The sequence below is a fragment of the Arenimonas sp. MALMAid1274 genome, from assembly GCF_049195245.1.
Classification (GTDB): domain Bacteria; phylum Pseudomonadota; class Gammaproteobacteria; order Xanthomonadales; family Xanthomonadaceae; genus Arenimonas.
The window spans coordinates 578260-602367 of the sequence record NZ_JBMIRR010000027.1 but is presented as its reverse complement, the minus strand read 5'-3'; the positions used below and the strand labels follow the sequence as shown (position 1 = coordinate 602367).

Here is a 24108-nt window from a genome sequence, read left to right as displayed (position 1 = left end):
CCGCCAACGCCGTCGGCCCCGCCCCTTCCGATCCCCCGCCCCGCCCCCATAATCCACCCATCCCTTTCCCACCCCGGAGTCCCCATGTCCAAGGTCGTCATCGTCGGTGCCAAGCGCACTGCCCTCGGAGCCCTGCTGGGCCAGTTCACCGGCGTGCCGGCCACCCAGCTGGGCGCCACGGCCATCCAGGCCGCGATGGCGCAGTCGGGCGTGGACGCCGCCCAGGTGTCGGAAGTGATCATGGGCTGCGTGCTGCCCGCCGGCCTGGGACAGGCCCCGGCCCGCCAGGCGGCCCTGGGCGCCGGCCTGCCGACCTCGGCGGCCTGCACCACCATCAACAAGGTCTGCGGCTCGGGCATGAAGGCCATCATGCTGGGCCATGACCTGATCAAGGCCGGTTCGGCCGAAGTCGTGGTGGCCGGCGGCATGGAGTCGATGACCAATGCCCCGCACCTGCTGATGGGCTCGCGCACCGGCATCAAGTACGGCAGCACCGAAATGCTGGACCACATGGCCTGGGATGGCCTGACCAATCCCTACGACAAGAAAGCCATGGGCGTGTTCGGCGAGCTGTGCTCGGGCAAGTACGGCTTCACCCGGGAAGACCAGGACGCCTTCGCCGCCGAGTCCGTGCGCCGCGCGGTAGCCGCGCAGGCCGAGGGCGCGTTCAAGGACGAGATCGCGCCGGTCACCGTCGCCGGCCGCAAGGGCGACGTGGTGGTGGACACCGACGAACAGCCCGGTCGCTGCGACATCGCCAAGATCCCCAGCCTGCGTCCGGCCTTCGCCAAGGACGGCACGATTACCGCCGCCAGCTCCTCGAGCATCAACGACGGCGCCGCGGCCGTGGTGCTGCTGTCCGAGGACGCCGCCAAGGCCCAGGGCCTGGCGCCGCTGGCCAGCATCGTGGCCCACGCCAGCTTCGCCCAGGCCCCGGAATGGTTCACCACCGCCCCGATCGGCGCCATCCAGGCGGTGCTTGCCAAGGCCGGCTGGTCGGTGGGCGACGTGGACCTGTTCGAGGTCAACGAGGCCTTCGCGGCCGTTGCCATGGCCCCGATCAAGGAGCTGGGCGTACCCCACGACCGCCTCAACGTGCACGGCGGCGCCTGCGCCTTGGGCCACCCCATCGGCGCCTCGGGCGCCCGCCTGGTGGTCACCCTGATCCACGCCCTGCGCCGCAAAGGCGGCAAAAAGGGGGTCGCCGCCCTCTGCATCGGCGGCGGCGAGGCCACGGCCATCGCCATCGAACTGGCCTGAAACGGACCGGCCGGCCCCCTCCGGCCGGCCGGGCCGGAAAAACTATTTTTCCGTTAATGCTGGGTTCTGCTTGACTCCTAGCCAGTTCCTGACATGATTTTCACCACGTGCGCCGACTGGCGCACGTTCTGCTATTAAAAACGTCTAGACGAGGAAACAACCCATGTCCCTGAACAAGACCCTGCTCGCCATGGCCCTGGGCCTGGCCCTGGCGGCCTGCTCGAACCAGGCTGAGCAGGCGGCCGACGCGGCTACCGATGCCGCTGCTGCTGCCGATGCTGCCGCCACCGAGGCTGCCGACGCTGCTGCCACTGCCACCGACGCCGCGACCGAAGTCGCTGCCGACGCTGCCGAGGCCTCGGCCGACGTTGCTGCGGACGCTGCCGAAGTTGCCACCGACGCTGCCGACGCTGCCGCTGACGCGGTTGCCACCGGCACCGAGGAAGCTGCCGACGCCGCCGCCGACATGGCCGACGCCGCTGCCGACGTGGCCGAAGACGCCGCTGACACGGCCGAAGAAGCGGCTGACGCTGCCGACGGCGAGTAATCGCCCCGGCAACAGGCTGCAAGTGAACGGGCGCGACGCAAGTCGCGCCCGTTTTCTTTTGGCCGGCGCTCGGGATGCAAGCGTGGCCGCGTCCCGTTATCCTCGGCGCGGCCCCGGATTCCCCGGGGCGTGACCCCGCCAAGGAAAAACGATGACCCTCAAGCCCCTCGCGCTCGCCCTGATCGTCCTCGGCCTGGCCGCCTGCAGCCCGCAGTCGGAGCAGCAGGCCGCCGAAGCCGGCGACGCCATCGAAAACGCCGCCGTTGAAACCGCCGAAGCCGCCGGCGCCGCCACCGAAGCCGCCGCCGAAGACCTCGGCCAGGCCGCCGAGACCGCCGGCGCCGCGATCGACGACGCCGCCGTGGCCACGGATGCAGCGCTCGACAACGCCGCCGCCAACGCCGAGACCGCAGGCGCGGCCATCGCCGATGCCACCGAGCAGGCCGTGGACGACACTGCCGAAGCCGTGGACGAAGCCGTCACCACCGACGAGGAAGCGGCCAAGGGCGAGGAATAATCGCGCCCGCCACGCCCTGCACGAAACCGCCGGCCCGCGCCGGCGGTTTTTTTTCGTCCGGGCGGCGCTAGGCTCGGTCCGCCGCGCCCCGTAAACTCGACCCGGTTTCCCCAGAGCGGCCGCGCATGCCCATCCTCACCAGCCAGATCGATCCCCGCGCCCCGGAGTTCCAGGACAACGCCGCGCAACTGCGCGCCGCCGTCGCCGACTTCGAGGCCCAGCTGGCGAAGGTGGCCCTGGGCGGCGGCGACAGCGCCCGCCGCAAGCACACCGAGCGCGGCAAGCTGCTGCCGCGCGACCGCATCAGCGCGCTGCTCGACCCGGGCTCACCCTTCCTTGAGCTGTCGGCGATGGCTGCCGGCGGCATGTACGACGACGCCGCGCCGGCCGCCGGCGTGATCACCGGCATCGGCCGCGTGCACGGCCAGGAAGTGGTGGTGGTGGCCAACGACGCCACCGTGAAGGGCGGCACCTATTTCCCGATGACGGTGAAGAAGCACCTGCGCGCGCAGGAAGTGGCGATGGAAAACCACCTGCCCTGCGTGTACCTGGTGGATTCGGGCGGCGCCTTCCTGCCGCTGCAGGACGAGGTGTTCCCCGACAAGGAGCACTTCGGCCGCATCTTCTACAACCAGGCGCGCCTGAGCGCGATGAACATCCCGCAGATCGCCGTGGTGATGGGCAGCTGCACCGCCGGCGGCGCCTACGTGCCGGCGATGTGCGACGAGTCCATCATCGTCAAGGACCAGGGCACCATCTTCCTCGGCGGCCCGCCGCTGGTGAAGGCGGCCACCGGCGAAGTGGTGGACGCCGAGTCGCTGGGCGGCGCCGACGTGCACACCGCAGTGTCAGGCGTGGCCGACCACTATGCCGAGAACGACCTGCACGCGCTGCAGATCGCCCGCGACATCGTGCGCCACCTCAACCGCCGCAAGGCGCTGCCGGTGGCGGTGCAGGCGCCCAGCGAGCCGCGCTACGCGGCCGAAGAACTCTACGGCGTCATCCCCAGGGACACGCGCAAGCCCTTCGACATCCGCGAGGTCATCGCCCGGGTCGTGGACGGCAGCGAGTTCCAGGAATTCAAGGCGCGCTACGGCAAGACCCTGGTCTGCGGCTTCGCGCACATCCACGGCTACCCGGTCGGCATCGTCGCCAACAACGGCATCCTGTTCGCCGAAAGCGCGCTCAAGGGCGCGCACTTCATCGAGCTGTGCAACCAGCGCGACATCCCGCTGGTGTTCCTGCAGAACATCACCGGCTTCATGGTCGGCAAGAAATACGAAAACGCCGGCATCGCCAAGGACGGCGCCAAGATGGTGACGGCCGTGGCCTGTTCGCACGTGCCCAAGTTCACGGTGGTGATCGGCGGCAGCTTCGGCGCCGGCAACTACGCCATGTGCGGACGCGCCTACGGCGCCCGCTTCCTGTGGACCTGGCCCAACGCGCGCATCAGCGTGATGGGCGGCGAACAGGCGGCCAGCGTGCTGGCCACCGTGAAGCGCGACGGCATCGAAGCCGCCGGCAAGACCTGGAGCGCCGACGAGGAGGCCGCGTTCAAGGCTCCCATCCGCGACCAGTACGAGCGCCAGGGCCATCCCTACTACGCCACGGCACGCCTCTGGGACGACGGCATCATCGACCCGGCCGACACCCGCCGCGTGCTGGGCCTGGCGCTGTCGGCCAGCCTCAATGCCCCGATCGAGAAGAGCCGCTTCGGCGTGTTCCGGATGTAGGCGATGGCATCGCATCCGTGGAGCAAACTTGAACGCCGACTCCGTGATCTTCCGGATCCTTCGCTGAAGTTGAGGTTTCGTTTCACTGCCTATCGGCAGGAAGCCATCCAGACACCTTGGGAAGGCGACGCCGCTTGCAAGTTCTGGATCACGCAAGGCAAAGACACGATTTGGGCGGTTCCACGTGATCGCCACCCAGGCGATGACGCCGACATCGGATATTCGGCCCGGCGAAGCCCAGGCTGGCTGGTGGAACTCGCTGCGGAGTACCTGCAGTTGCCGCGCGACCAATTGCTCAACTGGACGCCGGACTGGAGCGGCTGGGGCCTGCCGGACTTGCTCAAGGCCTGCGATAGAAGGATTGGAAAACGTCAATTTCCTGCGCTGAAAGCCTTGGTCACGGAGCCCGCGGCGTTGCGATTGCTCGACCTGCGCAGCGGGAAGGAAACTGGAAAACGCCTGCCTGTTTCGGGACGCGACGCGGCCCAGACAGACGACCCGAACTAGCCCTCACGGTAAGAATCTCATCGCATGATCGTCGGCATCGACCTCGGCACCACCCACTCCCTCATCGGCTACTACGGGCCCGAGGGCCCGGTCCTGATTCCCAACGCCCTGGGCGATTTCCTGACCCCGTCGGTGGTGGGCCTGGACGTGCAGGAGCGCGTGCTGGTGGGCAGCGCCGCCCGCGACCGGCTGTCCACGCATCCGGGCAGCGCCACCGCCGCGTTCAAGCGCTACATGGGCGCCGAGCGCACCATCACGCTGGGGCGGAAAGCGTTCCGGCCCGAGGAGCTGTCGGCGCTGGTGCTGCGCCAGCTGGTCGAGGACGCCGAGTCGCACTTGGGCGAACCGGTGACCGAGGCGGTGATCAGCGTGCCGGCCTACTTCAGCGATTCGCAGCGCAAAGCGACGCGTGTCGCGGGCGAACTCGCCGGCCTCAAGGTCGAGCGCCTCATCAACGAGCCCACCGCGGCGGCGCTGGCCTACGGACTGCAGGAGCGCAAGGACAACTCCACTTTCCTGGTGTTCGACCTGGGCGGCGGCACCTTCGACGTCTCGATCCTGGAAGCCTTCGATGGCGTGATGCAGGTGCACGCGACCGCCGGCGACAACTACCTGGGCGGCGAGGATTTCGTGACCGAACTCGTTCGCGATTTCTGCGAGGCCAACCAGCTTCGCCTGTCCGACCTCGCACCGCGCGAACAGGCCCAGCTGGCCGCGCGCATGGAGCGCGCCAAGCAGCAGCTAAGCAGCCAGGCCGAAGCCACCGTCGAGATGCGCATCGGTGACAAGGACGTGAGCTGGAAGGTCGACGAAACGCGTTTCGCGCGCCTGGTCGAACCCCTTGTGCAGCGGCTGCGCCAGCCGATCGAACGCGCATTGCGCGACGCGCGCATCGATCCAACCCGACTGGATGAAGTGGTTCTGGTTGGCGGCGCCTCGCGCATGCCCCTGGTCTCGCGCCTGGCGGCGCGCATGCTGGGCAAGCTGCCGCTGCGCCACATCAATCCCGACCAGGCGATCGCGCTGGGCGCCGCGGTGGCGGCCGGCATGAAGGCGCGCAACCAGTCGCTGGAAGAGATCGTTTTGACCGACGTCTGCCCGTACACGCTGGGCATCGCCACCTCGCGCGGCGAGGAAGGCCGTCGCACCTCGGGCCACTTCTCGCCGCTGATCGAGCGCAACTCGACGGTGCCGGTCAGCCGGGTCGAGCGCTTCTGGCCGGCGCAGGACTGGCAGACCGACCTGAAGCTGGAGGTATTCCAGGGCGAGAGCCCGCGCGTGGCCAACAACGTGCGCCTGGGCGAACTCACCCTGCCGCTGCCGCGCAAGAAGGCAGAAGACAATCCGGTGGACGTGCGCTTCACCTACGACATCAACGGCGTGCTGCAGGTCGAGGCGCTGGTGGTGGCCGCCGGCACCCGCCACGAACTGATCCTGCAGAACAGCCCGGGCGCGATGAGCCCGGAGGAAATCCGCGAGCGGCTCAAGTCGCTGTCGGCGCTGAAGGTGCACCCGCGCGACCAGCAGCCCAACATCGCCATCATCGCCCGGCTCGAGCGCCTGTACGAGGAACACATCGGCAACGCCCGGCAGATGCTGCAGGACTGGCTGGCCCGCTTCATGGCCACGCTGGAAAGCCAGGACCTCAAGCTGATCGAGCAGCACCGCCAGGAACTGGGCGAGGCCCTGGACCAGTTCGAATCGCAGGTGCGCTGATGCCCTTCCGCCACCTGGGCCTGGCGCCGGACGCCGACGAACTGGCCGTGCGCCGCGCCTATGCCCGCCTGCTGAAGCAGAACCGGCCCGACGACGACCCGGTGGCCTTCCAGCGCCTCAACGAGGCCTACCAGGCCTGCCTGGCCCAGGTGCGGCGACGTCAATGGGAAACCGTGGAGGCCGAGGAAGGCGCAGAGGATCAAGACGACGCTCCCTCCCCGGTCGCGCAAGACCTTGCCGGGCACGCGCGCGCGACGCCGGAAGGATCCGATGACCCCGATGCGGCGGAACAGGCCGGACAACGCGAGCCCGCGGACGAGCCGGAAGAGTTCGACCTCTCCGCCTTCCTCGACCGGCTGTTCGCCCAGATCGACCGCGCCCCGGCCGACCAGGTGCTGGCCTGGCTGCAGGCCGAGCCCGCGCTGTATTCGATCGGCCTGAAATCCGCGATCACCGTGGAAGTCGTGTCGGCCGTCACCGACCGTGAACCGCTGCCGCCGCTGGACACGCTGGACGTGATCGCCGACTTCTTCGCCATCCAGTCCCTGGGCCCGCGCGACTGGTGGCTGGTGGAACAGGTGGACGCCTGCCGCACCATCGCCCGCACCCGCGCCCAGGTGCAGGCTGGCGAGCTGCCGCGCAGCCCCGGCAGTGCGCCGCCGCGCTACTTCGAACAGCTGATCGACCGGGAACTGATGCGGCAGGGCCTGGGCCCGCGCAGCCTGGCGCTGATGCTGCTGCCGGGCATGCCCAGCCGCGTGCATGCGCGCGTGCTTGAACTGGACCAGCTGACCGAGGGCGCCAGCGCGCCCCTGGTCAACCCTGGCCTGTCCTCGCTGTCGGCGCGCCTGGCCGATCGCCAGCGCACCAACCTCGCGCGCCTGGCCCTGACCTGGATCCGCACGGTGGTCTACACCGCGCTGGCTTTGGGCCTGCTGTACGCCAGCAACGGCACCCTCGCCTTCGAGATCATCGAGGCGGGCCTGGTGCTGGGCGTGGTGTTCACCGGCTGGCAGCTGGGCGTGAGCGTGTACTCGTGGCTGCGCGGGGGCATCGAGCGCCGCGGCCACGGGCACCTGGTGCGCGAGGGCAGCGCGGTGCTGCTGGTGCTAGCGGCCCTGTCGCTGGACCTGCTGGCGCCGGGCGTCCCACGTTCGATCGTCTACATCCTGGCGGTGGTGGGCCTGAGCCGCGTCGTCACGGTGGCGCGGCTGCAGACCGGCTACGTGGTGGGCCTGCTGCTGGGCGCGGCCGACCTGCTGCTCAACACGCTGGACCTGTTCGATTCGCCGTTCTCGCCGATGCTGCTGGGCCTGGCCGGCGCCACCGCCATCGTGATCGGCGTGGACCGCCTGCAGGCAATGCGGCAGGACCTGCCGATCGAGCACGTGGTGTACGGCGAATCCTGGATGTCGCAGGGCCGCGTGGTCGCGATCGTCGGCGCCCTCGCCGCGACGGCGGTGTTGGTCGGCTGGCTGCTGCGGTGAGTCGGCACGGTCGCCCTCGGTCCCCGCATGGCCGATAATCCGGCCACCCACCGCATGCCCCCAGGATCCGCCCCGCCATGAGCGACGCCCCGCGCCTGCGCCAGCAGTTCGACCCCCGCACCGGGGTGGCCCGCCTCACGCTGGACCGGCCCCAGACCCACAACGCCTTCGACGACACCCTGATCGCCGAACTCACCGACGCGCTCGAGCGCCTGGACACCGAAGACGCCGTGCGCGCCGTGGTGCTCACCGGCGAGGGCAGCACCTTCTCGGCCGGCGCCGACCTGGGCTGGATGCAGCGCATGGCGCTGGCCAGCGAAACCGAAAACCGCGATGACTCTCTGCGCCTGGCGCGGCTGATGCGCACGCTCAACTTCCTTTCCAAGCCGACCCTGGCCCGCGTCAACGGCTCGGCCTACGGCGGCGGCGTGGGCCTGGTCGCCTGCTGCGACTACGCCATCGGCGCCGAGGGCGCCAAGTTCTCGCTGTCGGAAGTGAAGCTGGGCCTGGTGCCCGCGGTGATCTCGCCGTACGTGGTCGCGGCGATCGGCGGCCGCCACGCGCGCCGCCTGTTCACCGGTGCCGAAGTCATCGAGGCGCCCGAAGCCCGCGACATCGGCCTGCTGCACGCGGTGGTGCCGTCGCAGGACCTCGATGCCGCCGTGGACCGCGCCCTGCACTTCTGGGCCAAGGGCGGCCCGCTGGCCCAGCGCGAAGCCAAGCAGCTGGCCCTGCGCATGTCGGGCATGACCCGTGAATCGGCCGAACTCACCGACCAACACAACGCCGCCCTCATCGCCCGCCTGCGCGTCTCCCCCGAAGGCCAGGAAGGCCTCACCGCCTTCCTCGCCAAACGCGCGCCTTCCTGGGTTTAGCCACGGATTTTCGCGGATGGACGCGGATAAGGGCGGATTGGTCGAAGGGGCATTGTCGGATGCGGTCATTGGCGCGTTTTTCGATGTGTACAACGAGCTTGGGCCGGGGTTTCTGGAATCCGTGTACGAGAACTCCATGGCGATTGCGCTGAGGGAGGCCGGTTTGGCGGTAGTTCAACAGGCAGGCATTCAAGTGCGATACCGTGGCCGTGTCGTCGGCGAATACCGGGCGGACTTACTGGTTGAAGGCAGGATGATGGTCGAAATCAAGGCCGCTTCCACCCTGGCACCGGGTCACGATGCCCAGCTGATCAACTACCTGAAGGCATCGGGACTGGTGGTGGGCCTGCTGCTGAATTTTGGCCCCCGGCCCCAGTTTAAACGCCGCATCCTTTCCGACCGCTCTATCCGTGACCATCCGCGCAAATCCGTGGCCAAAAAATAATGTTCACTAAAGTATTGATAGCGAATCGTGGCGAGATTGCCTGCCGGGTCATCCGCACCTGCCGCAAGCTGGGCGTGCGCACCGTGGCGGTGTACTCCGAGGCCGATGCCACGGCCCAGCATGCGCGGCTGGCTGACGAAGCCTGGCCGATCGGTGGGCCGCGGCCGCAGGACAGCTACCTGCGTGGCGACGCCATCATCGAGGTCGCCAAGAAATCCGGCGCGCAGGCCATCCATCCGGGCTACGGCTTCCTGTCGGAGAATGCCGACTTCGCCGAGGCGGTCGAGGCCGCGGGGCTGGTGTTCATCGGGCCGAGGGCGGCGTCCATGCGCAAGATGGGCAGCAAGGCCGGCGCCAAGCAGCTGATGGACGCGCGCGGCGTGCCGGTGGTGCCCGGCTACACCGGCGAGGATCAGTCGCCGGCGCTGCTGCAGGCCGAGGGCGACCGCATCGGTTATCCGCTGATGATCAAGGCCGCGCACGGCGGCGGCGGCAAGGGCATGCGCATCGTGCGCGAGTCCGGCGCGTTCGCCGCGGCGCTGGAGTCGTGCCAGCGCGAGGCGGCCAGCGCCTTCGGCCGCGACCGCGTGCTGCTGGAGCGCTACATCGGCGAGCCGCGCCACATCGAGATCCAGGTCTTCGGCGACGCGCACGGCAACCTGATCCACCTCAACGAGCGCGAGTGCTCGGCCCAGCGCCGCTACCAGAAGGTGGTCGAGGAATCGCCCTCGCCCTTCCTGACGCCCGCGCTGCGCGCGCAGATGGGTGCGGCGGCAGTCGAGGCCGCGCGCGCCATCGACTACGTCAACGCCGGCACGGTCGAATTCATCGTCGGCACCGACGGCGATTTCTACTTCATGGAGATCAACACGCGGCTGCAGGTCGAGCATCCGGTCACCGAGATGGTCACCGGGCTGGACCTGGTCGAGTGGCAGCTGCGCGTGGCGGCGGGCGAAGCACTGCCCCAGCGCCAGGAAGACGTGCGGCAGCATGGCCACGCGATCGAGGTGCGGCTGTATGCCGAAGACCCGGCCCAGGGTTTCCTGCCCGGCTCGGGCCGGCTCGAGGTGCTGCGCCTGCCGGAACCGTCGGCACACGTGCGGGTGGACGCGGGGGTGGTGGAAGGCGACACCGTCACCATCTTCTACGACCCCATGATCGCAAAGCTGATCGTCTGGGACCTGGACCGCCCGCGCGCGCTGGCGCGCCTGCGCGAGGCCCTGGCCGACTGCGAGATCGTCGGCCCCAAGTCAAACATCGATTTCCTCGAAAAGCTGGTGCGCCACCCGCGCGTGGTCGAAGGCAGCATCCACACCGCCTATCTGGACCGCCACCTGGACGAAGTGCTGCCGCGCGACGAGGGCCTGCCCGACGCGCACCTGGCCATGGCGGCGGCCGCCTGCCTGCTGCATGACGAAGCCGCCACGCTCGACCAGGCCACGACCAGCCCCGATCCGCATTCGCCCTGGGCCATCGCCGACGGCTGGCGCCTGGGCCACGCGGGTGAACGCCTGCTGCACTTCACCCACGGCAGCGAGCGCATCGAACTGCATGCCCAGGGCAGCGGCGGCCATTACCGCCTGCTCGATGCCGGCATCGAAACCCGCCTGGCCCGCGCCGCCGCGGTCGCCGGCCGGCTGGTGGCCGAAGTGGACGGCCAGCAGCACCGCATGCGCGCCCGCGCCGATGCCGACACCGTGACCGTGCACGACGGCGAGCGCCGCATCCGGCTCAGCCGCGTGCCGGCCTACCGCTTCGCCGAAGGTGCCAGCGCCACCCGCGGCGACCGCTTGAATGCCCCGATGCCCGGGCGCATCGTGCTGGTGAAGGCCGTGCCGGGCCAGGACGTGGCCGAGGGCGAGGAGCTGCTGGTGATGGAAGCGATGAAGATGGAGCTGAGCCTGCGTTCGCCACGCGCCGGCAAGGTATCGGCGGTGCAGGCGGTGGCCGGCGATTTCGTCGATGCCGATGCGGTGCTGATCCGACTGGAGACGCCATGAACCCTGCCACGCCCCTGCGACTGCCTGCGGCCGCACTGGTCGCCCTGCTGCTGTGCGCCTGCCAGGGCACCACCTTCCGGGCGGCACCGGTGGCCGATGCCGGCTGCGACCCCGCGCTGGCCGGCACCTGGCTGTCGCAGGACGAGGACCCCGAGGACGTGGGTGAGGTCATCCTGCGCATCGATGCACGCTGCCGGCTGCACGTGGACGAGCGCAAGCCCGAAGGGCTCAAGCGCGGCGACGGCGTGCAGGCACACGTGGGCCGCCACGGCAGCCACCGCTACGCCTGGGTGGACGCGCGCTGGGTGCATACCCGCTTCGAGGAGGCGCACGTGCCGCCCGCCGGCGACGTCTACCTGATGCGCTATGCCATCGAAGGCGGGGTGCTGTCACTGTGGACCACCGACGACAAGCTCATCGCCCACGCGATCATCGACAACGAGCTCACCGGCGAAGTGATCTCGCGCGACAGTCGGCTGTTCAACCGCCTTACCGGCGAGGCCGACCCGGCCGTGCTGGACCGGCCCGGTTTCTTCAAGGCCGAGCCCGCACAGTTCCGGCGTGCCACGGAGACCGCACGGTGAGCCAGCCGTCCGCCGTCCGCATCGTCGAGGTGGGCCCGCGCGACGGGCTGCAGAACGAAAAGACGATGATCCCGGCCGCCGCCAAGATCGAACTGATCGACCGGCTGTCGGCGACCGGCCTGCGCAGCATCGAGGCCACCAGCTTCGTCAGCCCGAAATGGGTGCCGCAGCTGGCGGACGCGGCTGAAGTGTATGCCGGCATCACGCGCCGGCCCGGGATCGCCTATCCGGCGCTGGTGCCGAACCTGCAGGGCTACGAGCGCGCCCGCGCGGTGGGTGTCGAGGAAGTGGCGGTGTTCACCGCCGCGTCGGAAGCCTTCAACCGCAAGAACATCAACGCCTCCATCGACGAGAGCATCGAGCGCTTCCTGCCGGTGCTCGAGCGTGCCGCGGCGGACGGCGTGCGCGTGCGCGGCTACGTATCCACCGTGCTCGGCTGCCCCTACCAGGGCGAGGTGCCGCTGGCCGACGTGGTGCGGGTGGCGCGCCGCCTGCACGCGGCCGGCTGCTACGAAGTCTCGCTGGGCGACACCATCGGCATCGGCACGCCGGGCAAGGCCCGCGCCATGCTGCGCGCGGTCGCGGCCGAGGTGCCGATGGCGGCACTGGCCATCCACTTCCACGACACCCGCGGCCAGGCCCTGGCCAACATCCTGGCCTGCCTGGAGGTAGGCGTGGCGGTGGTGGACTCGGCCGTGTCCGGGACCGGCGGCTGCCCGTACGCACCCGGAGCCAGCGGCAACGTTGCCAGCGAGGACGTGGTCTTCATGCTCGAGGGCCTGGGCATCCCCACCGGCGTGGACCTGCCCGCGCTGGTGGACACCGGGCGCTGGCTGTCGGCCCTGCTGGGCCGCATTCCGGGCAGCAAGGTCACCCTCGCCAGCCCCTGACCGGCCGGTCACGGCGCCGGTGTATGCTCGGGGCAACCCAGGGGATGCCCGCGCCAGCCAGGCATGCAAGCAGACAAGCAGACCAGCAGTGGCCAGGACGGCACGCCGCCGGAAGACCGGCAGGCCCGTGACCGCGTGCTGCTGGACCGCCTGGAACGCCAGCTGATCGACGGCGCCGCCGCGCCCGATGCCCGTTTCCTGTCCGAACTGCTGGCCTGCCTGCGCGGCCTGCAGCGCGAGGCCGACAGCCTGCGCGTGCGCTACGACGGCCTGTTCAACGCCGTGCCCGATCCCATCAGCATCCTGGACGCCAGCGGCCGCGTGCTCGACCTCAACCGCGCCGGTGAACGCGCCTACCGCCGGCCGCGCGATGAGATCGTCGGCCAGCTGGTGCACGTGATCAACCCGGACCTGCCCGAAGACCACATGAATCCGGTGATGGACGCGCTCTCGCGCGGCGACACCTACGTGGTCGAGGTCAACAACATGCGCGCCGACGGCACCCGCTTCCCGGTGGAGGTGCACTCGGCCAGCATCCAGGACGGCCCGCACCAGCACGTGATCGCGGTGGCGCGCGACCTCTCGCGCCGGCACGAGGCCGAGCTCAACTACCACGCGCTGCTGGTGGCGATCGACAAGGGCGTGCTGTTCCAGGGCTTCGACGGCCGCGTGCTGTCGGCCAATCCCGCCGCCTACCGCATCCTGGGCCTGGACGAGGGCCTGGACGTGGCCGCCGGCCTGCGTTTCGACGACTGGCTGGTGATCGACCACCGCGGCTACCCCATCTCCTTCCGCGAAATGCCGCCGGTGCGTGCGCTGGCCACCGGCAAGCTGGTGGAAAGCACGCTGCTGGGCCTTTACCACCATCGCCGCAAGCAGCTGACCTGGGTCACGGCCACTTCCGTGCCGCAGTTCAAGCCCGGTGCCGACACCCCGCACCAGGTCATTTCGCTGTTCTCCGACGTGACCGAACTCAAGCGCGACAGCGCCCTGTTCCTGCGCGCGCAGGCGCTGGCGCGCATCGGCGGCTGGGAGTGGGACGGCGGGCGCAACCGGCTCTATCTCACCGACGAGGCGCTGCGCATCATCGGCCGCCGCGATGACCCGCCGCGCACCCTGGCCGGCGTGATGACCCAGATCGCCGACAGCCATCGCCGGCAGGTCGAGGATGCGATCGAAAGCGTGATCCGCGACGGCGGCGGCTTCGACCTGGAGGTGCAGGTGGTGCGTCCCGACGGCGAGAGCCACTGGGCCCGCCTGATCGGCCAGTCCGAGGGCCGCGCGCCCATGTCGGCCCGCATCACCGGCACGCTGCAGGACATCACCCAGCGGCGCCAGATCGAAGAGGCGCTGCGCAGCCAGGCGCGCACCGATCCGCTCACCGGCCTGTTCAACCGCGACGGCATCCTGGGCGAGCTGGAGCGGCGGCTGGGCGACGGACCGGCCGGTACCACGGTGATCTACATCGACCTGGACCGCTTCAAGCTGGTCAATGACCTGCTGGGTCACAGCGCCGGCGACCACCTGCTGGTGAACGCGGCGCGGCGGCTGGAGCGCTGCATCGGCGAGCACGGCATCCTGGCGCGTTTCGGCGGCGACGAGTTCCTGGTGGTGGCCCAGACCGGCGACGATCCCGCGCGCGGCGAGGCGCTGGCCGACGAGATCACGCGGGCCTTCGGCGACAGCTTCCGCTACGCCGGCGAGGAGTTCACCATCACCACCAGCGTCGGCCTGGCGCGCCACCCCGAGCACGGCCGCAGCGTGCAGCAGCTGGTCAACAACGCCGACGCGGCGATGTACGACGCCAAGCGCCGGGGCCGCAACACCTGGCAGGTGTTCAACCCCGAGCTGGCGCAGAAGCAGCACGACCGCGTGCAGATCGAGGCGCAGCTGCGGCGCGCGCTGGACAACCAGGAGTTCCGGCTGGTCTACCAGCCGCTGGTGTCGCTGGCCGACGGCCGCGTGCGCACCGCCGAGGCGCTGATCCGCTGGCACAGCCCGATCCTGGGCGAGATCCGCCCCGACCATTTCATCAGCCACGCCGAAACCACCGGCGACATCGTCCGCATCGGTGCCTGGGTGATCGAAACCGCCTGCCGGCAGATGGCGACGTGGCGGGCGGCGGGTTTCGCGCTGGAGCGGGTGGCGGTGAACGTGTCCTACCGGCAGTTCCTCAACGAGGACCTGGTGCAGGTGGTGCGCGACGCCCTGCGCGACCACGGCCTGCCCGGCTCGGCGCTGGAACTGGAATTCACCGAGCGCGTGCTGATCGAGGACGCGCCCGACACCCTGCACACCTTCGAGGCGCTGCGCGCGCTGGGCGTGGTGCTGACCATCGATGATTTCGGCGAGGGCTACAGCGCGCTCAACTACCTGCGCCGCCTGCCCATCCATGGCCTGAAGCTGGCGCACAGCTTCCTGCAGGGCGTGCCGGGCAACGAGTCCGACGTGGCCATCTGCCAGGCGGTGGCCGGCATCGCCCGCGGCCTGCGCCTGGACGTGGTGGCCGAAGGCGTGGAAAGCCCGGCGCAGCGCGATTTCCTGCTGGGCCTGGGCATCGGCACCGGCCAGGGCTTCCTGTTCAGTCCGGGGCTGGAGCCCGACAGCTTCTGCGACTTCCTGCGCCAGGCCGGTCTGTGTAACGTCACGCCATGACAACCGCCTTCCGCATCCGTCCGATCACGCCCGCCGACGATGCCGACGTCGCCGGCATCATCCGCACCGTGATGCCCGAGTTCGGCGCCAACGGGCCGGGCTTCGCCATCCACGATCCGGAAGTGGCGGCCATGTGCGCCGCCTACGACCGGCCCGGGGCCGCGTATTTCGTGGTCGAACACGAAGGTCGCGTGCGCGGCGCGGGAGGCGTGGCGCCGCTGGAGGGAGGGCCTGACGGGGTCTGCGAACTGCGCAAGATGTATTTCCTGCCCGAACTGCGCGGACTGGGTGCCGGCGCGGCGCTCATGGCCCGTTGCCTGGACGCGGCACGGACCCTCGGCCACCGCCAGTGTTACCTCGAGACGCTGCGCGGCATGGACGCGGCCCAGAAGCTCTACGAGCGCACCGGTTTCCGCCGGCTGGACGGGCCGCTGGGCAGCACCGGCCACTTCGGCTGCAACCGCTTCTACCTGCTCGATCTGTGAAGCCATCGGCGCGGCAGCCGTGACGCCCGCAGGTCGGCCCGGCCGGCCGGTCGCCGAGGGCCTCGGGCTGCCTCCGCCCGCAGGGCGCTGCTAGAATCGCGGGTCTTCCTGGAGACCCCCGCATGCTCATCCCCGACATCCGCGCCGCCATCACCGGCGGTGTTTCCGGCCTCGGCCTGGCCGTCGCGCAGCGGCTGGTGGCCGGCGGCGCCAAGGTGGCCCTGCTCGACATCAACGACGACAAGGGCGCGGCCGCCGTGGCCGAGCTCGGGGCCGACAAGGCCCGCTATTTCCGCACCGACGTGAGCGACGAAGGCAGCGTGGCCGCCACCCTGGCCGCGGCGCGCGAGTTCATGGGCGGCCTCAATGCCGCCATCAACTGCGCCGGCATCCTGGGCGCCGGCCGCGTGCTGGGCAAGGACGCGCCGATGCCGCTCAAGAACTTCAGCACCACGGTCATGGTCAACCTGGTGGGCAGCTTCAACGTGGCCAAGGCCGCGGCCGACCTGATGCACCACAACGCGCCTGGCCCCGACGGCGAGCGCGGCGCGATCATCAACACCGCCAGCATCGCCGCCTACGAGGGCCAGATCGGCCAGGCCGCGTACTCCGCCTCCAAGGGTGGCGTGGTCGCGATGACGCTGCCGATGGCGCGTGAACTGGCGCGCTTCGGCATACGCGTGAACACCATCGCGCCCGGCATCTTCTGGACCCCGATGGTGGACGGCATGCCCGAGGCCGTGCAGCAGTCGCTCAGCGCCTCGATCCCCTTCCCCTCGCGCCTGGGCCAGCCTTCGGAGTTCGCCGACCTGGTGGCGTACATCCTCGGCAGCCCCTACCTCAACGGCGAGACCATCCGCCTGGACGGCGCCGTGCGCCTCGCGCCCAAGTAAACCGCCGTTCGCCTCGGGCCGGCAGGCCCGGCGCGCCCTGCGACACCTTCATCGGCCCCCGGGGCCTCCGCAAGACAACGATGGAAAGACCATGAAAGCTGGCGAGATCAAGAAAGGCAACGTCATCGAGCACAACGGCACCGTCTACCAGGTGCGCGACATCGAGCGCAGCTCGCCGCAGGGCCGCGGCGGCAACGTCAAGTTCCGCTTCACGCTGTACAGCGTGCCGGGCGGCGTGAAGTACGACCTCAGCTGCGGCGCCGACGACGAGCTGCGCGAGGTCGAGCTCAGCCGGCGCATGTGCACGTATTCGTACAAGGACGGCGACGCCTTCGTGTTCCTCGACGCCGAGGACTACACGCCCTACCAGCTCGACGCCGACGTGGTGGGCGACGATGCCGGCTACATCACCGAAGGCCTGGAAGGCTGCTACATCCAGCTGATCGAGGACGCGCCGGTGGCCGTGCAGCTGCCGCCTAGCGTGGCGCTGGAAGTGGTGGAAACCCCGCCCGAGCTCAAGGGCGGCACCGCCACCAAGCGGCCCAAGCCGGCCAAGCTCAACACCGGCCTGGAAATCATGGTGCCCGAGTACATCACCAACGGTGAAAAAATCTGGGTCAGCACCGCCACGGGCGAGTTCAACGGCCGCGTCTGATCCGCTTACGACCGTCCGCGGGACAGCCACTTCATCGCCATCCGCCGCAGCGAATCATCCGAGCCCGGATCGGCAGCGATGTCGGCGATCGGCTTCCAGGCCAGCGCCAGCGATTCCTCGCTGACCGCGAAGGCTTCGTTGCCCGTGGCGCGCACCACGAAGCGCACGTCGTAGTGCCAGTGTTCCGGCTCGTGTCCGCGGGCCGGGATCGCATGCCGGTCAATGTCGAAGATGGCCGGATCGACCACCAGCGCGTCCAGCCCCGACTCTTCCTCCGCTTCGCGCAAGGCGACGCTGGCGAGGTCCGGGTCGCCATCGGCATGCCCGCCCAACTGCAACCAGCGGCCCAGCTTGCGGTGGTGGGTGAGCAGCACGCGCTGCCCGTCGGCGCTGACCAGCCAGGCCGAGCCGGTGAAATGTCCGGGCGGGTGGCTGCGTTCGAACAGCGCGCCCGGGCTGGCCAGGAACAGGCTGAACACGTCCTGCGCCTCCGCTTCGGAGGGGTAGCGATGACCGTAGGCCTCAAGGGCGCGGGCGAGGTCGAAATCAGGTTCAGGCATCGTCGTCCACCGTCGCAAGGCGCAGAGCTTAGCCTTGAAACCGGCCCTGCGGCTGGCTTGTGGCTCTCCGCCTGCTGGGCTAAGGTTAGCCGCCGCCCGCGACCCGCCGGTCGTGGCCAAAAATTCGGATCAAAGCCCCTCGGGCACCCGGTCCGGTACAAGAAATTCAAGGGGAGAGATTGATGGCCAGCACGTCCAACCGGGGTTTCGTCGCCCGCCTGTTGCTCCGCAAGAGCGTGGAGCAGGTGCAGCGGGAAACCGAAAACAGCCAGCTCAAGCGTACGCTGGGCCCCTGGAACCTCGTTTTCCTGGGCATCGGCTGCATCATCGGCGCCGGCATTTTCGTGCGCACCGGCAATGCCGCGGCACTGCATGCGGGTCCGGCGGTGCTGCTGTCCTTCCTGATCGCCGGCGCGGTGTGCGCCCTGGCCGGCCTGTGCTACGCCGAACTTTCCTCCACCCTGCCCGTCTCCGGCTCGGCCTACACCTACAGCTACACCACCATCGGTGAATTCGCCGCCTGGATCATGGGCGCCCTGCTGCTGCTCGAATACGGCCTGGCCGCGTCGGTGGTCGCGGTCGGATGGTCCGGATACGTGGTCAGCCTGCTGGGTGACTACGGCCTGGTCATCCCGCCCGAACTAACCGGTCCCTACGGCCACGCCCTGGTGCGCAACGGCGCCGCCGTGCTCAACGCCGACGGCACCGCCGTGACCACGCTGTTCAACCTGCCGGCCTTCCTGATCTGCGTGGCGCTGGCCGGCCTGCTGGTCGTGGGTGTCTCGGAGAGCGCGAAGGTCAACAACCTCATCGTCGCGGTGAAGATGACGGTGATCATCGCCTTCATCTTGGTGGTGGGCTGGTACGTCATCCAGAACTACGATTCGCTCAAGTCCAACTGGACCCCGTTCATCCCCGAGCCCACCGGCGAGGATGGCGAATTCGGCTGGGGCGGCATCCTGCGTGCCGCATCCATCGTGTTCTTCGCCTACATCGGTTTCGAGGCCGTTTCCACGGCCGGCCAGGAGGCCAAGAACCCGAAGAAGGACATGCCGATCGGCATCATCGGTTCGCTGGTGGTGTGCACGGTGCTCTACATCCTGGTTTCCATCGTCATGACGATGGTCGTCAACTACAAGTTCCTTAACGTGCCGGATCCGGTCGCGGTTGCGGTCGACGCGCTGGGCCCGAGCTGGGGCTGGTTCGCCAAGATCATCAAGGTGGGCGCCATCGTGGGCCTGACCTCGGTGGTGCTGGTGCTGATGTATGGCCAGACCCGCATCTTCTACACGATGGCGCGCGACGGCCTGCTGCCGGCGGTGTTCGCCAAGGTGCATTCGAAGTTCCGCACCCCGTGGGTCAACACCATCCTGGTCGGCCTGCTGACCGCGATCGCCGCCGCCTTCTTCGACATCAACACCCTGGGCGACATGACCTCGGTCGGCACCCTGGCCGCGTTCGGCATCGTCTGCCTGGCCGTGGTGTGGCTGCGCCGCACCCACCCGGGCATCCCCCGCGGTTTCCGCGTGCCGCTGTATCCGGTGCTGCCGCTGCTGGGCATCGTGGCCTGCTTCGCGCTGATCTTCACGGTCGAGAAGCGCGTGCTGGTGTTCTTCGCCTGGTACGTGCTGGGCGCCATCGCGCTCTACTTCCTCTACGGCATGAGCCACTCCCGCCTCAACAAGGGCCAGGAGCAGCTTGATGCGCCGGAGATGCCGGAGTTCAAGGAAGACGCGCCCGACAAGCGCTGACGGACCGCAGGACCGGCCAGCCCGGATCCTGGGTTCCCTGAAGCCATGACCGCCGCGGCACCAAAAAAGATCGGCGTGTTGTTGGCCACCTTCGTGGTGGCCAACAACATGATCGGTTCGGGCTTCTTCCTGCTGCCGGCCTCGCTGGCCACGCAGGGTTCGGTCACCGCCATCAGCTGGCTGGTGGGCACCGTGATCGCGGTGGTGCTGGGTGGCGCGTTCGCCCGCCTCGCGCGCGACTATCCCGACCTCAACTGCCCCGATGACTACGTGCGGCCCGCGCTGGGCCGCGACATGGGTTTCCTGGCGACCACGCTGTACTGGGCCGCGTCCTGGGCCGGCAACAACGCCATCGCGGTGGCCGCGTTCGGCTACCTGATCCTGCTGCTGCCGCTGGACGGCGACAACACCACGGTGCGCCTGGCCGGCCAGCTGGTGCTGATCTGGCTGATGCTGGCGATCAACCTGGCCGGGCCGCGCAAGGTGGCCACTTTCCAGTCCTTTTGCGTGGTGTTCGGCCTGCTGCCGGTGGCGGCGGTGCTGGTGGGCGGCTGGGGCAGCTTCGATGCGGCGCTGTTCGCGGCGGGCTGGAACGTCACCGAAAACTCCGATGTCGCCGTCGTGTTCGCCAACCTGGCGCCGGTGTTCTGGTCCTTCGTCGGCCTGGAAACGGGCGCGATGATCGCCGGAATCGTGGATGACCCGGACCGCAACGTGCCGCGCGCCACCATCGCCGGCATCCTGCTGGCGGGCGTGGTGTACCTGGTGTCGTCGGTGCTGGTGATGGGCATCGTGCCCGCGGCCGAGCTGGCGGCCTCGGGCGCGCCATTCGCGCTGGTGGCCGCGGCGGTGTTCGGACCTTGGGCCGCAGCATTGATCGCAGGCGCCGCCGCGCTCAAGGCCACCGGCACCCTGGGCGGCTGGATGCTGGTGGCGGGCGAATCGGGCGCACGCGCCGCGCACCGCGGCTACCTGCCGGCGATCTTCGGCCGCCTGTGGGCCAACGGCGCCGCGGGCTGGGGCCTGCTGTTCGTGGCGGTGGCCATGACCGCCATCGCCTTCCTCACCCTGGCCCCGACCGTGGCCGGGCAGTTCGGCACCATCGTCGGCATGGTCACGCTGCTGATCGTGCTGGCCTACGTGGCCGCCGGCCTGTCGCTGCTGGTGGGCACGCCACGGCATCCGTCGGGCGCGAAGGAGAAGGCGCTGGGCAGCGTGGCCCTGCTGGCCTGCGCGGTGCTGATCTTCAGCTCGCCCTGGACCATGATCTTCGGCGCCTTCGGCGTGGCGCTGCTGGCCTGGGTGCTGTTCCGGGTATTCGGGCGCCGAACCGGCTGAGCCCTGCCCCGCCCGCGCTCAGGGCGCGGGGGTCTCCTCGTCGGTATCGCTCAGGTCCTGCAGCGACAGCGGCATCTTCTTGGACGGCGCCACGCCCAGCTTGCGCAGCATCTCGGCCTGGCGCACCAGGTTGCCCTTGCCCTGGGACAGCTTCTGCAGCGCGTCCTGCTGGGCCTTCTGCGCGCGGTCGAGCGACTCGCCAACGCGGCCCATGTCTTCCACGAAGCCGACGAACTTGTCGTACAGCACCGCACCGCGTTCGGCGATGGCCTTGGCGTTGTTGGTCTGCTGTTCGGTACGCCAGATCTGCGCCACCAGCCGCAGCGAGGCCAGCAGGTTGCTTGGCCCGACCAGGATGATCTTGCGGGTGAAGGCGAAGTCGTAGAGTTCGGGATCGCGGCGCAGTGCTTCCAGGAAAGCCGCCTCGACCGGCACGAACATCAGCACCAGGTCCGGGCTGGTCAGCCCGTGCAGGCGGCTGTAGTCCTTCTCGCCCAGCTGTTTGACGTGCGTGCGCAGCGCGCCCGCGTGCCGCACCATGTGCTGCTCGCGCTCGGCGTCGTCCGCGGTCTCGCAGGCACGCTGGTAGTCCAGCAGCGCCACCTTGGCATCGATCACGATCTGGCGGTCGTCGGGCAGCAGCAGCAGCGCGTCAGGCCGGTAGCGGTCGCCGGCCTCGTCCTTGAAGCTTTCCTGGGTTAGGTACTGCTGGCCCTTCTCGAGGCCGCCGGTTTCCAGCAGCCGCTCGAGCTTGAGCTCGCCCCAGTAACCCTGGGTGCGGTTGTCGCTGGTCAGGGCGCGCGTGAGGTTGCCGGCCTCGTCGCTGAGCTGGCGGTTGAGCTCGAACAGCTGCTTGAGTTCGGCCTGCAGCGTGGTGCGCTCGCGGCCTTCCTTCTCGTAGGCGTCGGTGACCACCTTGCGGAAGTCGCCCAGCTGCTCGCGCAGCGGATTGAGCAGGTTGCCGAGCTGGCTGACGTTCTGTTCGCCGAAGCGCCGCGACTTTTCTTCCAGGATCTCGGCGGCCAGGGCCTGGAACTCGGCCTTCATGCGCTCGCGCGAGGCTTCCAGGTCGCGGTAGCGCTGGTCGGCGCCGGCCTGCTGTTCGGCCAGGCGCGCGTCCAGCCCGGCGGCGCGGGTTTCGGCGGCGTCGCGGCTGCCGCGGATCTCGCGCAGTTCGGCGTCCATCGCGGCCAGGCGCGCGCGCAGCTCGTCGCGCTGGGCGACCGTGGCCTGCAGTTCACCGGTGGCGCGCCCCAGTTCGGGCGCCATTTCGCTGCGGCCGCTGGCCCGCGCCTCGTCCAGCCGGCGACGGGCGATGGCCACGCTGGCGATCGCGGCCACGATCACGCCGACCAGCAGGCCCAGCAGCAGGAAAATGAGTTCGGAAGCGGACAAGGGCAACCCCGGCATCGGCGATGCAGGGATTCTAGCCGGCCGGGCGTCTCAGGAGCCGAGACGCCCCGCCGCGGTGCGGATCAGGCTTTCTTGGCCCAGGCGGTGCACCAGCCCTTGGCGGCGACCGCGAAGCCCGGGAAGAGCGTGCACGCGCCGCTGGCGGCCGTGAAGAACTGGCAGTTGGCGCAGTTCGAGCCCGGCTTGAAGGTGGGCTCCTTGGTCTTGGCCGCGTCGTCCACGTACTTGAGCGCGATGGCAGTGGGGTTGTCGGCCGGCAGCGGCTTGAGCGCCTGGGCGAAGGCGGTGCCGACCAGGCCGGAGCCGGCGAAAGGCACGGCGGCGACCACCAGGGCGGCCTTGATGAGGAACTGGCGACGGGACGGAACGGAGGCGTTCATGAAGCTCCTTGGCTACGGGTTATCCGATGGCTGCGCGCAGTCTATTCCTGTGCCGTGAATGAAGCGTTGACGCCGGTCAAACGAATGGTGACGCCGGCTTCGGCTAGACTTCCGGCATGGACAAGCCGCCCTACGACACCGCCCGCCTGGCCTCACTGGCCGCCGAGATCGTCGCCAACACCCGCGAACTGTCGGCGCTGGGCTGGACGCCCGCGACCAGCAGCAATTTCTCGATGCGGCTGGACGACCGCCATGCCGCCATCACCGTCTCGGGCCGCGACAAGGGCCGCCTGGGCGTGGACGACATCATGGTCGTGGACTTCCAGGGCCGCCCGGTGGCCACGGCGCACCGGCCCTCGGCGGAGACCCTGCTGCACACCCAGCTCTACGCCCGCTTCCCGGAGGTCGGCTGCGTGCTGCACACGCACTCGCGCGTGCAGACCGTGTCGTCCCGCCTGTGGGCCGGGAAGGGTCGCGTGCGCCTGGAAGGTTACGAGCTGCTCAAGGCCTTCGCAGGCAACCAGACGCATGAAATGGCCATCGACGTGCCGGTGCTGCCCAACACCCAGGACATGCCCGCGCTGGCCGCCGAGGTCGAGCGCCTGCTCGACGCCGGCCCGCTGTGGGGCTACCTGATCGACGGCCACGGGCTCTACGCCTGGGGCCGCGACATGGCCGAAGCCCGCCGCCACCTGGACGCCTTCGAATTCCTGTTCGCCTGCGAACTAGACCTCGGGAGACTGCACGCATGAGCCGCCTTCGCATCTTCAACAACGCCGACCCCGCCAATCCGCTGGCGAGCACCGAGGACGTGCGCGTGATCGCCGACTGGCTCAAGCCCATCGGCGTGCGCTTCGAACAATGGCAGGCCAGCCAGCCGGTGACCGCCGGGGCCACGCCCGAGGAGGTGATGGCCGCCTACCGCACCGACATCGACCGCCTGGTGGCGGAGAATGGTTTCAAAACGGTGGACGTGGTCAGCATCGCGCCGGACAACCCGAACAAGGAGGCGATGCGCGCCAAGTTCCTGGACGAGCACTTCCACAAGGAAGACGAGGTGCGCTTCTTCGTCGACGGCTCGGGCCTGTTCACCCTGCACGTGGCCGGCAAGGTCTACGAGATCCGATGCGAGGCCGGCGACCTGATCGGCGTACCCGACGGCACCACGCACTGGTTCGACATGGGCCCGGAACCGCGCTTCATCGCCATCCGCTTCTTCACCGAGCCCGACGGCTGGGTCGGCCACTTCACCGGCACCGACATCGCCCGGCGCTTCCCGCGCTACGAGCCGGGCGCGGCGGGGTAAGGCTGTTGCCGCGGATTTGCGCGGATGGGCGCGGATAAGAGCGGATTGAACTGATTAGGGTGGAAGTGCCTTTCCATCGCTCGGCGCTTGTACTTCCTTACTTCGGTCTTT

Annotated in this window: 23 protein-coding genes; 20 read left to right on the top strand and 3 right to left on the bottom strand. The window is 69.4% G+C overall.

All coding sequences use genetic code 11. The features are described 5' to 3' along the window. Positions 1-84: 84 nt before the first annotated feature. From ACOQFR_RS11355 to yeiP, 16 genes are all read left to right on the top strand, one after another. Complete coding sequence (locus tag ACOQFR_RS11355) at positions 85-1260, top strand: thiolase family protein (protein ID WP_421381940.1); 1176 nt, start codon at positions 85-87, stop codon at positions 1258-1260. 163 nt (positions 1261-1423) lie between these two features. Beyond that, positions 1424-1807 (top strand): hypothetical protein, encoded by a 384-nt coding sequence (locus ACOQFR_RS11350; RefSeq protein WP_421381938.1) that lies wholly within the window; start codon positions 1424-1426, stop codon positions 1805-1807. A gap of 151 nt (positions 1808-1958) precedes the next feature. Then, the gene (locus ACOQFR_RS11345) at positions 1959-2324 is read left to right on the top strand and encodes a hypothetical protein (protein WP_421381936.1); all 366 of its coding nucleotides are present in this window, start codon (positions 1959-1961) and stop codon (positions 2322-2324) included. A 125-nt stretch (positions 2325-2449) separates the two neighbouring features. Next, positions 2450-4057, top strand: a complete 1608-nt coding sequence (locus ACOQFR_RS11340; RefSeq protein ID WP_421381934.1) for a carboxyl transferase domain-containing protein — start codon at positions 2450-2452, stop codon at positions 4055-4057. A gap of 3 nt (positions 4058-4060) precedes the next feature. Further along, positions 4061-4564, top strand: a complete 504-nt coding sequence (locus ACOQFR_RS11335; RefSeq protein ID WP_421381932.1) for a hypothetical protein — start codon at positions 4061-4063, stop codon at positions 4562-4564. A gap of 24 nt (positions 4565-4588) precedes the next feature. After that, the gene (locus ACOQFR_RS11330) at positions 4589-6280 is read left to right on the top strand and encodes an Hsp70 family protein (RefSeq protein ID WP_421381930.1); all 1692 of its coding nucleotides are present in this window, start codon (positions 4589-4591) and stop codon (positions 6278-6280) included. After that, positions 6280-7767 carry a J domain-containing protein gene (locus tag ACOQFR_RS11325; protein ID WP_421381928.1) on the top strand — a complete coding sequence of 496 codons (1488 nt, stop codon included), beginning with the start codon at positions 6280-6282 and terminating at the stop codon, positions 7765-7767. Before ACOQFR_RS11330 ends, ACOQFR_RS11325 begins: the two co-directional genes overlap by 1 nt. A gap of 77 nt (positions 7768-7844) precedes the next feature. Continuing rightward, positions 7845-8642, top strand: a complete 798-nt coding sequence (locus tag ACOQFR_RS11320; RefSeq protein WP_421381926.1) for an enoyl-CoA hydratase-related protein — start codon at positions 7845-7847, stop codon at positions 8640-8642. Positions 8643-8658: 16 nt separating this feature from the next. Continuing rightward, entirely contained in the window at positions 8659-9087 is a 429-nt protein-coding gene (locus ACOQFR_RS11315) for a GxxExxY protein (protein ID WP_421381924.1), read from the top strand. Next, positions 9087-11087, top strand: a complete 2001-nt coding sequence (locus ACOQFR_RS11310) for an acetyl/propionyl/methylcrotonyl-CoA carboxylase subunit alpha (protein WP_421381922.1) — start codon at positions 9087-9089, stop codon at positions 11085-11087. Before ACOQFR_RS11315 ends, ACOQFR_RS11310 begins: the two co-directional genes overlap by 1 nt. Next, entirely contained in the window at positions 11084-11671 is a 588-nt protein-coding gene (locus tag ACOQFR_RS11305) for a hypothetical protein (RefSeq protein ID WP_421381920.1), read from the top strand. The genes ACOQFR_RS11310 and ACOQFR_RS11305 overlap by 4 nt, the downstream gene beginning before the upstream one ends. Then, positions 11668-12561 carry a hydroxymethylglutaryl-CoA lyase gene (locus tag ACOQFR_RS11300; protein ID WP_421381918.1) on the top strand — a complete coding sequence of 298 codons (894 nt, stop codon included), beginning with the start codon at positions 11668-11670 and terminating at the stop codon, positions 12559-12561. Before ACOQFR_RS11305 ends, ACOQFR_RS11300 begins: the two co-directional genes overlap by 4 nt. 63 nt (positions 12562-12624) lie before the next feature. Next, entirely contained in the window at positions 12625-15216 is a 2592-nt protein-coding gene (locus ACOQFR_RS11295) for a sensor domain-containing protein (protein ID WP_421381916.1), read from the top strand. Continuing rightward, positions 15213-15701: a GNAT family N-acetyltransferase gene (locus ACOQFR_RS11290; protein WP_421381914.1), complete on the top strand. Its 489-nt coding sequence runs from the start codon at positions 15213-15215 to the stop codon at positions 15699-15701. Before ACOQFR_RS11295 ends, ACOQFR_RS11290 begins: the two co-directional genes overlap by 4 nt. Positions 15702-15823: 122 nt before the next feature. Further along, on the top strand, positions 15824-16594 hold the full coding sequence (locus tag ACOQFR_RS11285; protein WP_421381912.1) for an SDR family NAD(P)-dependent oxidoreductase: 771 nt from the start codon (positions 15824-15826) through the stop codon (positions 16592-16594). A 91-nt stretch (positions 16595-16685) separates the two neighbouring features. Then, positions 16686-17249 carry an elongation factor P-like protein YeiP gene (gene yeiP, locus ACOQFR_RS11280; protein WP_421381910.1) on the top strand — a complete coding sequence of 188 codons (564 nt, stop codon included), beginning with the start codon at positions 16686-16688 and terminating at the stop codon, positions 17247-17249. Between the two features lie 5 nt (positions 17250-17254). Here the strand turns inward: yeiP and ACOQFR_RS11275 are convergent, their stop codons facing one another. Further along, positions 17255-17809, bottom strand: a complete 555-nt coding sequence (locus ACOQFR_RS11275) for an NUDIX hydrolase (protein ID WP_421381908.1) — start codon at positions 17807-17809, stop codon at positions 17255-17257. A gap of 182 nt (positions 17810-17991) precedes the next feature. Between ACOQFR_RS11275 and ACOQFR_RS11270 the strand changes: the two genes are divergently transcribed. Together ACOQFR_RS11270 and ACOQFR_RS11265 are read left to right on the top strand one after the other, a co-directional pair. Continuing rightward, positions 17992-19560 (top strand): amino acid permease, encoded by a 1569-nt coding sequence (locus tag ACOQFR_RS11270; protein ID WP_421381906.1) that lies wholly within the window; start codon positions 17992-17994, stop codon positions 19558-19560. Positions 19561-19605: 45 nt separating this feature from the next. Beyond that, positions 19606-20898 (top strand): amino acid permease, encoded by a 1293-nt coding sequence (locus tag ACOQFR_RS11265; RefSeq protein WP_421381904.1) that lies wholly within the window; start codon positions 19606-19608, stop codon positions 20896-20898. A gap of 18 nt (positions 20899-20916) precedes the next feature. Here ACOQFR_RS11265 and rmuC read toward each other — a convergent pair whose 3' ends face one another. Together rmuC and ACOQFR_RS11255 are read right to left on the bottom strand one after the other, a co-directional pair. Next, positions 20917-22293, bottom strand: a complete 1377-nt coding sequence (gene rmuC / locus ACOQFR_RS11260) for a DNA recombination protein RmuC (RefSeq protein ID WP_421381902.1) — start codon at positions 22291-22293, stop codon at positions 20917-20919. A gap of 80 nt (positions 22294-22373) precedes the next feature. Continuing rightward, positions 22374-22691, bottom strand: coding sequence for a high-potential iron-sulfur protein (locus ACOQFR_RS11255; RefSeq protein ID WP_421381900.1), 318 nt, complete (start codon positions 22689-22691; stop codon positions 22374-22376). A 116-nt stretch (positions 22692-22807) separates the two neighbouring features. Between ACOQFR_RS11255 and ACOQFR_RS11250 the strand changes: the two genes are divergently transcribed. Together ACOQFR_RS11250 and ACOQFR_RS11245 are read left to right on the top strand one after the other, a co-directional pair. Then, positions 22808-23443 (top strand): methylthioribulose 1-phosphate dehydratase, encoded by a 636-nt coding sequence (locus tag ACOQFR_RS11250; RefSeq protein ID WP_421381898.1) that lies wholly within the window; start codon positions 22808-22810, stop codon positions 23441-23443. Beyond that, positions 23440-23997, top strand: coding sequence for a 1,2-dihydroxy-3-keto-5-methylthiopentene dioxygenase (locus ACOQFR_RS11245; RefSeq protein WP_421381896.1), 558 nt, complete (start codon positions 23440-23442; stop codon positions 23995-23997). The genes ACOQFR_RS11250 and ACOQFR_RS11245 overlap by 4 nt, the downstream gene beginning before the upstream one ends. Positions 23998-24108: the final 111 nt, after the last annotated feature.

Excerpts from the sequence above, each read along its gene's own strand:
- ACOQFR_RS11315 (WP_421381924.1), top strand. The coding sequence starts at position 8,659 with ATGGACGCGGATAAGGGCGGATTGGTCGAAGGGGCATTGTCGGATGCG.
- ACOQFR_RS11345 (WP_421381936.1), top strand. The coding sequence starts at position 1,959 with ATGACCCTCAAGCCCCTCGCGCTCGCCCTGATCGTCCTCGGCCTGGCC.
- ACOQFR_RS11275 (WP_421381908.1), bottom strand. The coding sequence starts at position 17,809 with ATGCCTGAACCTGATTTCGACCTCGCCCGCGCCCTTGAGGCCTACGGT.
- ACOQFR_RS11330 (WP_421381930.1), top strand. The coding sequence starts at position 4,589 with ATGATCGTCGGCATCGACCTCGGCACCACCCACTCCCTCATCGGCTAC.
- ACOQFR_RS11250 (WP_421381898.1), top strand. The coding sequence starts at position 22,808 with ATGGACAAGCCGCCCTACGACACCGCCCGCCTGGCCTCACTGGCCGCC.
- ACOQFR_RS11295 (WP_421381916.1), top strand. The coding sequence starts at position 12,625 with ATGCAAGCAGACAAGCAGACCAGCAGTGGCCAGGACGGCACGCCGCCG.
- ACOQFR_RS11335 (WP_421381932.1), top strand. The coding sequence starts at position 4,061 with ATGGCATCGCATCCGTGGAGCAAACTTGAACGCCGACTCCGTGATCTT.
- ACOQFR_RS11310 (WP_421381922.1), top strand. The coding sequence starts at position 9,087 with ATGTTCACTAAAGTATTGATAGCGAATCGTGGCGAGATTGCCTGCCGG.
- ACOQFR_RS11270 (WP_421381906.1), top strand. The coding sequence starts at position 17,992 with ATGGCCAGCACGTCCAACCGGGGTTTCGTCGCCCGCCTGTTGCTCCGC.
- yeiP (WP_421381910.1), top strand. The coding sequence starts at position 16,686 with ATGAAAGCTGGCGAGATCAAGAAAGGCAACGTCATCGAGCACAACGGC.
- ACOQFR_RS11245 (WP_421381896.1), top strand. The coding sequence starts at position 23,440 with ATGAGCCGCCTTCGCATCTTCAACAACGCCGACCCCGCCAATCCGCTG.
- ACOQFR_RS11255 (WP_421381900.1), bottom strand. The coding sequence starts at position 22,691 with ATGAACGCCTCCGTTCCGTCCCGTCGCCAGTTCCTCATCAAGGCCGCC.
- ACOQFR_RS11355 (WP_421381940.1), top strand. The coding sequence starts at position 85 with ATGTCCAAGGTCGTCATCGTCGGTGCCAAGCGCACTGCCCTCGGAGCC.
- ACOQFR_RS11265 (WP_421381904.1), top strand. The coding sequence starts at position 19,606 with ATGACCGCCGCGGCACCAAAAAAGATCGGCGTGTTGTTGGCCACCTTC.
- ACOQFR_RS11305 (WP_421381920.1), top strand. The coding sequence starts at position 11,084 with ATGAACCCTGCCACGCCCCTGCGACTGCCTGCGGCCGCACTGGTCGCC.
- ACOQFR_RS11340 (WP_421381934.1), top strand. The coding sequence starts at position 2,450 with ATGCCCATCCTCACCAGCCAGATCGATCCCCGCGCCCCGGAGTTCCAG.
- ACOQFR_RS11290 (WP_421381914.1), top strand. The coding sequence starts at position 15,213 with ATGACAACCGCCTTCCGCATCCGTCCGATCACGCCCGCCGACGATGCC.
- ACOQFR_RS11320 (WP_421381926.1), top strand. The coding sequence starts at position 7,845 with ATGAGCGACGCCCCGCGCCTGCGCCAGCAGTTCGACCCCCGCACCGGG.
- ACOQFR_RS11325 (WP_421381928.1), top strand. The coding sequence starts at position 6,280 with ATGCCCTTCCGCCACCTGGGCCTGGCGCCGGACGCCGACGAACTGGCC.
- ACOQFR_RS11285 (WP_421381912.1), top strand. The coding sequence starts at position 15,824 with ATGCTCATCCCCGACATCCGCGCCGCCATCACCGGCGGTGTTTCCGGC.
- ACOQFR_RS11350 (WP_421381938.1), top strand. The coding sequence starts at position 1,424 with ATGTCCCTGAACAAGACCCTGCTCGCCATGGCCCTGGGCCTGGCCCTG.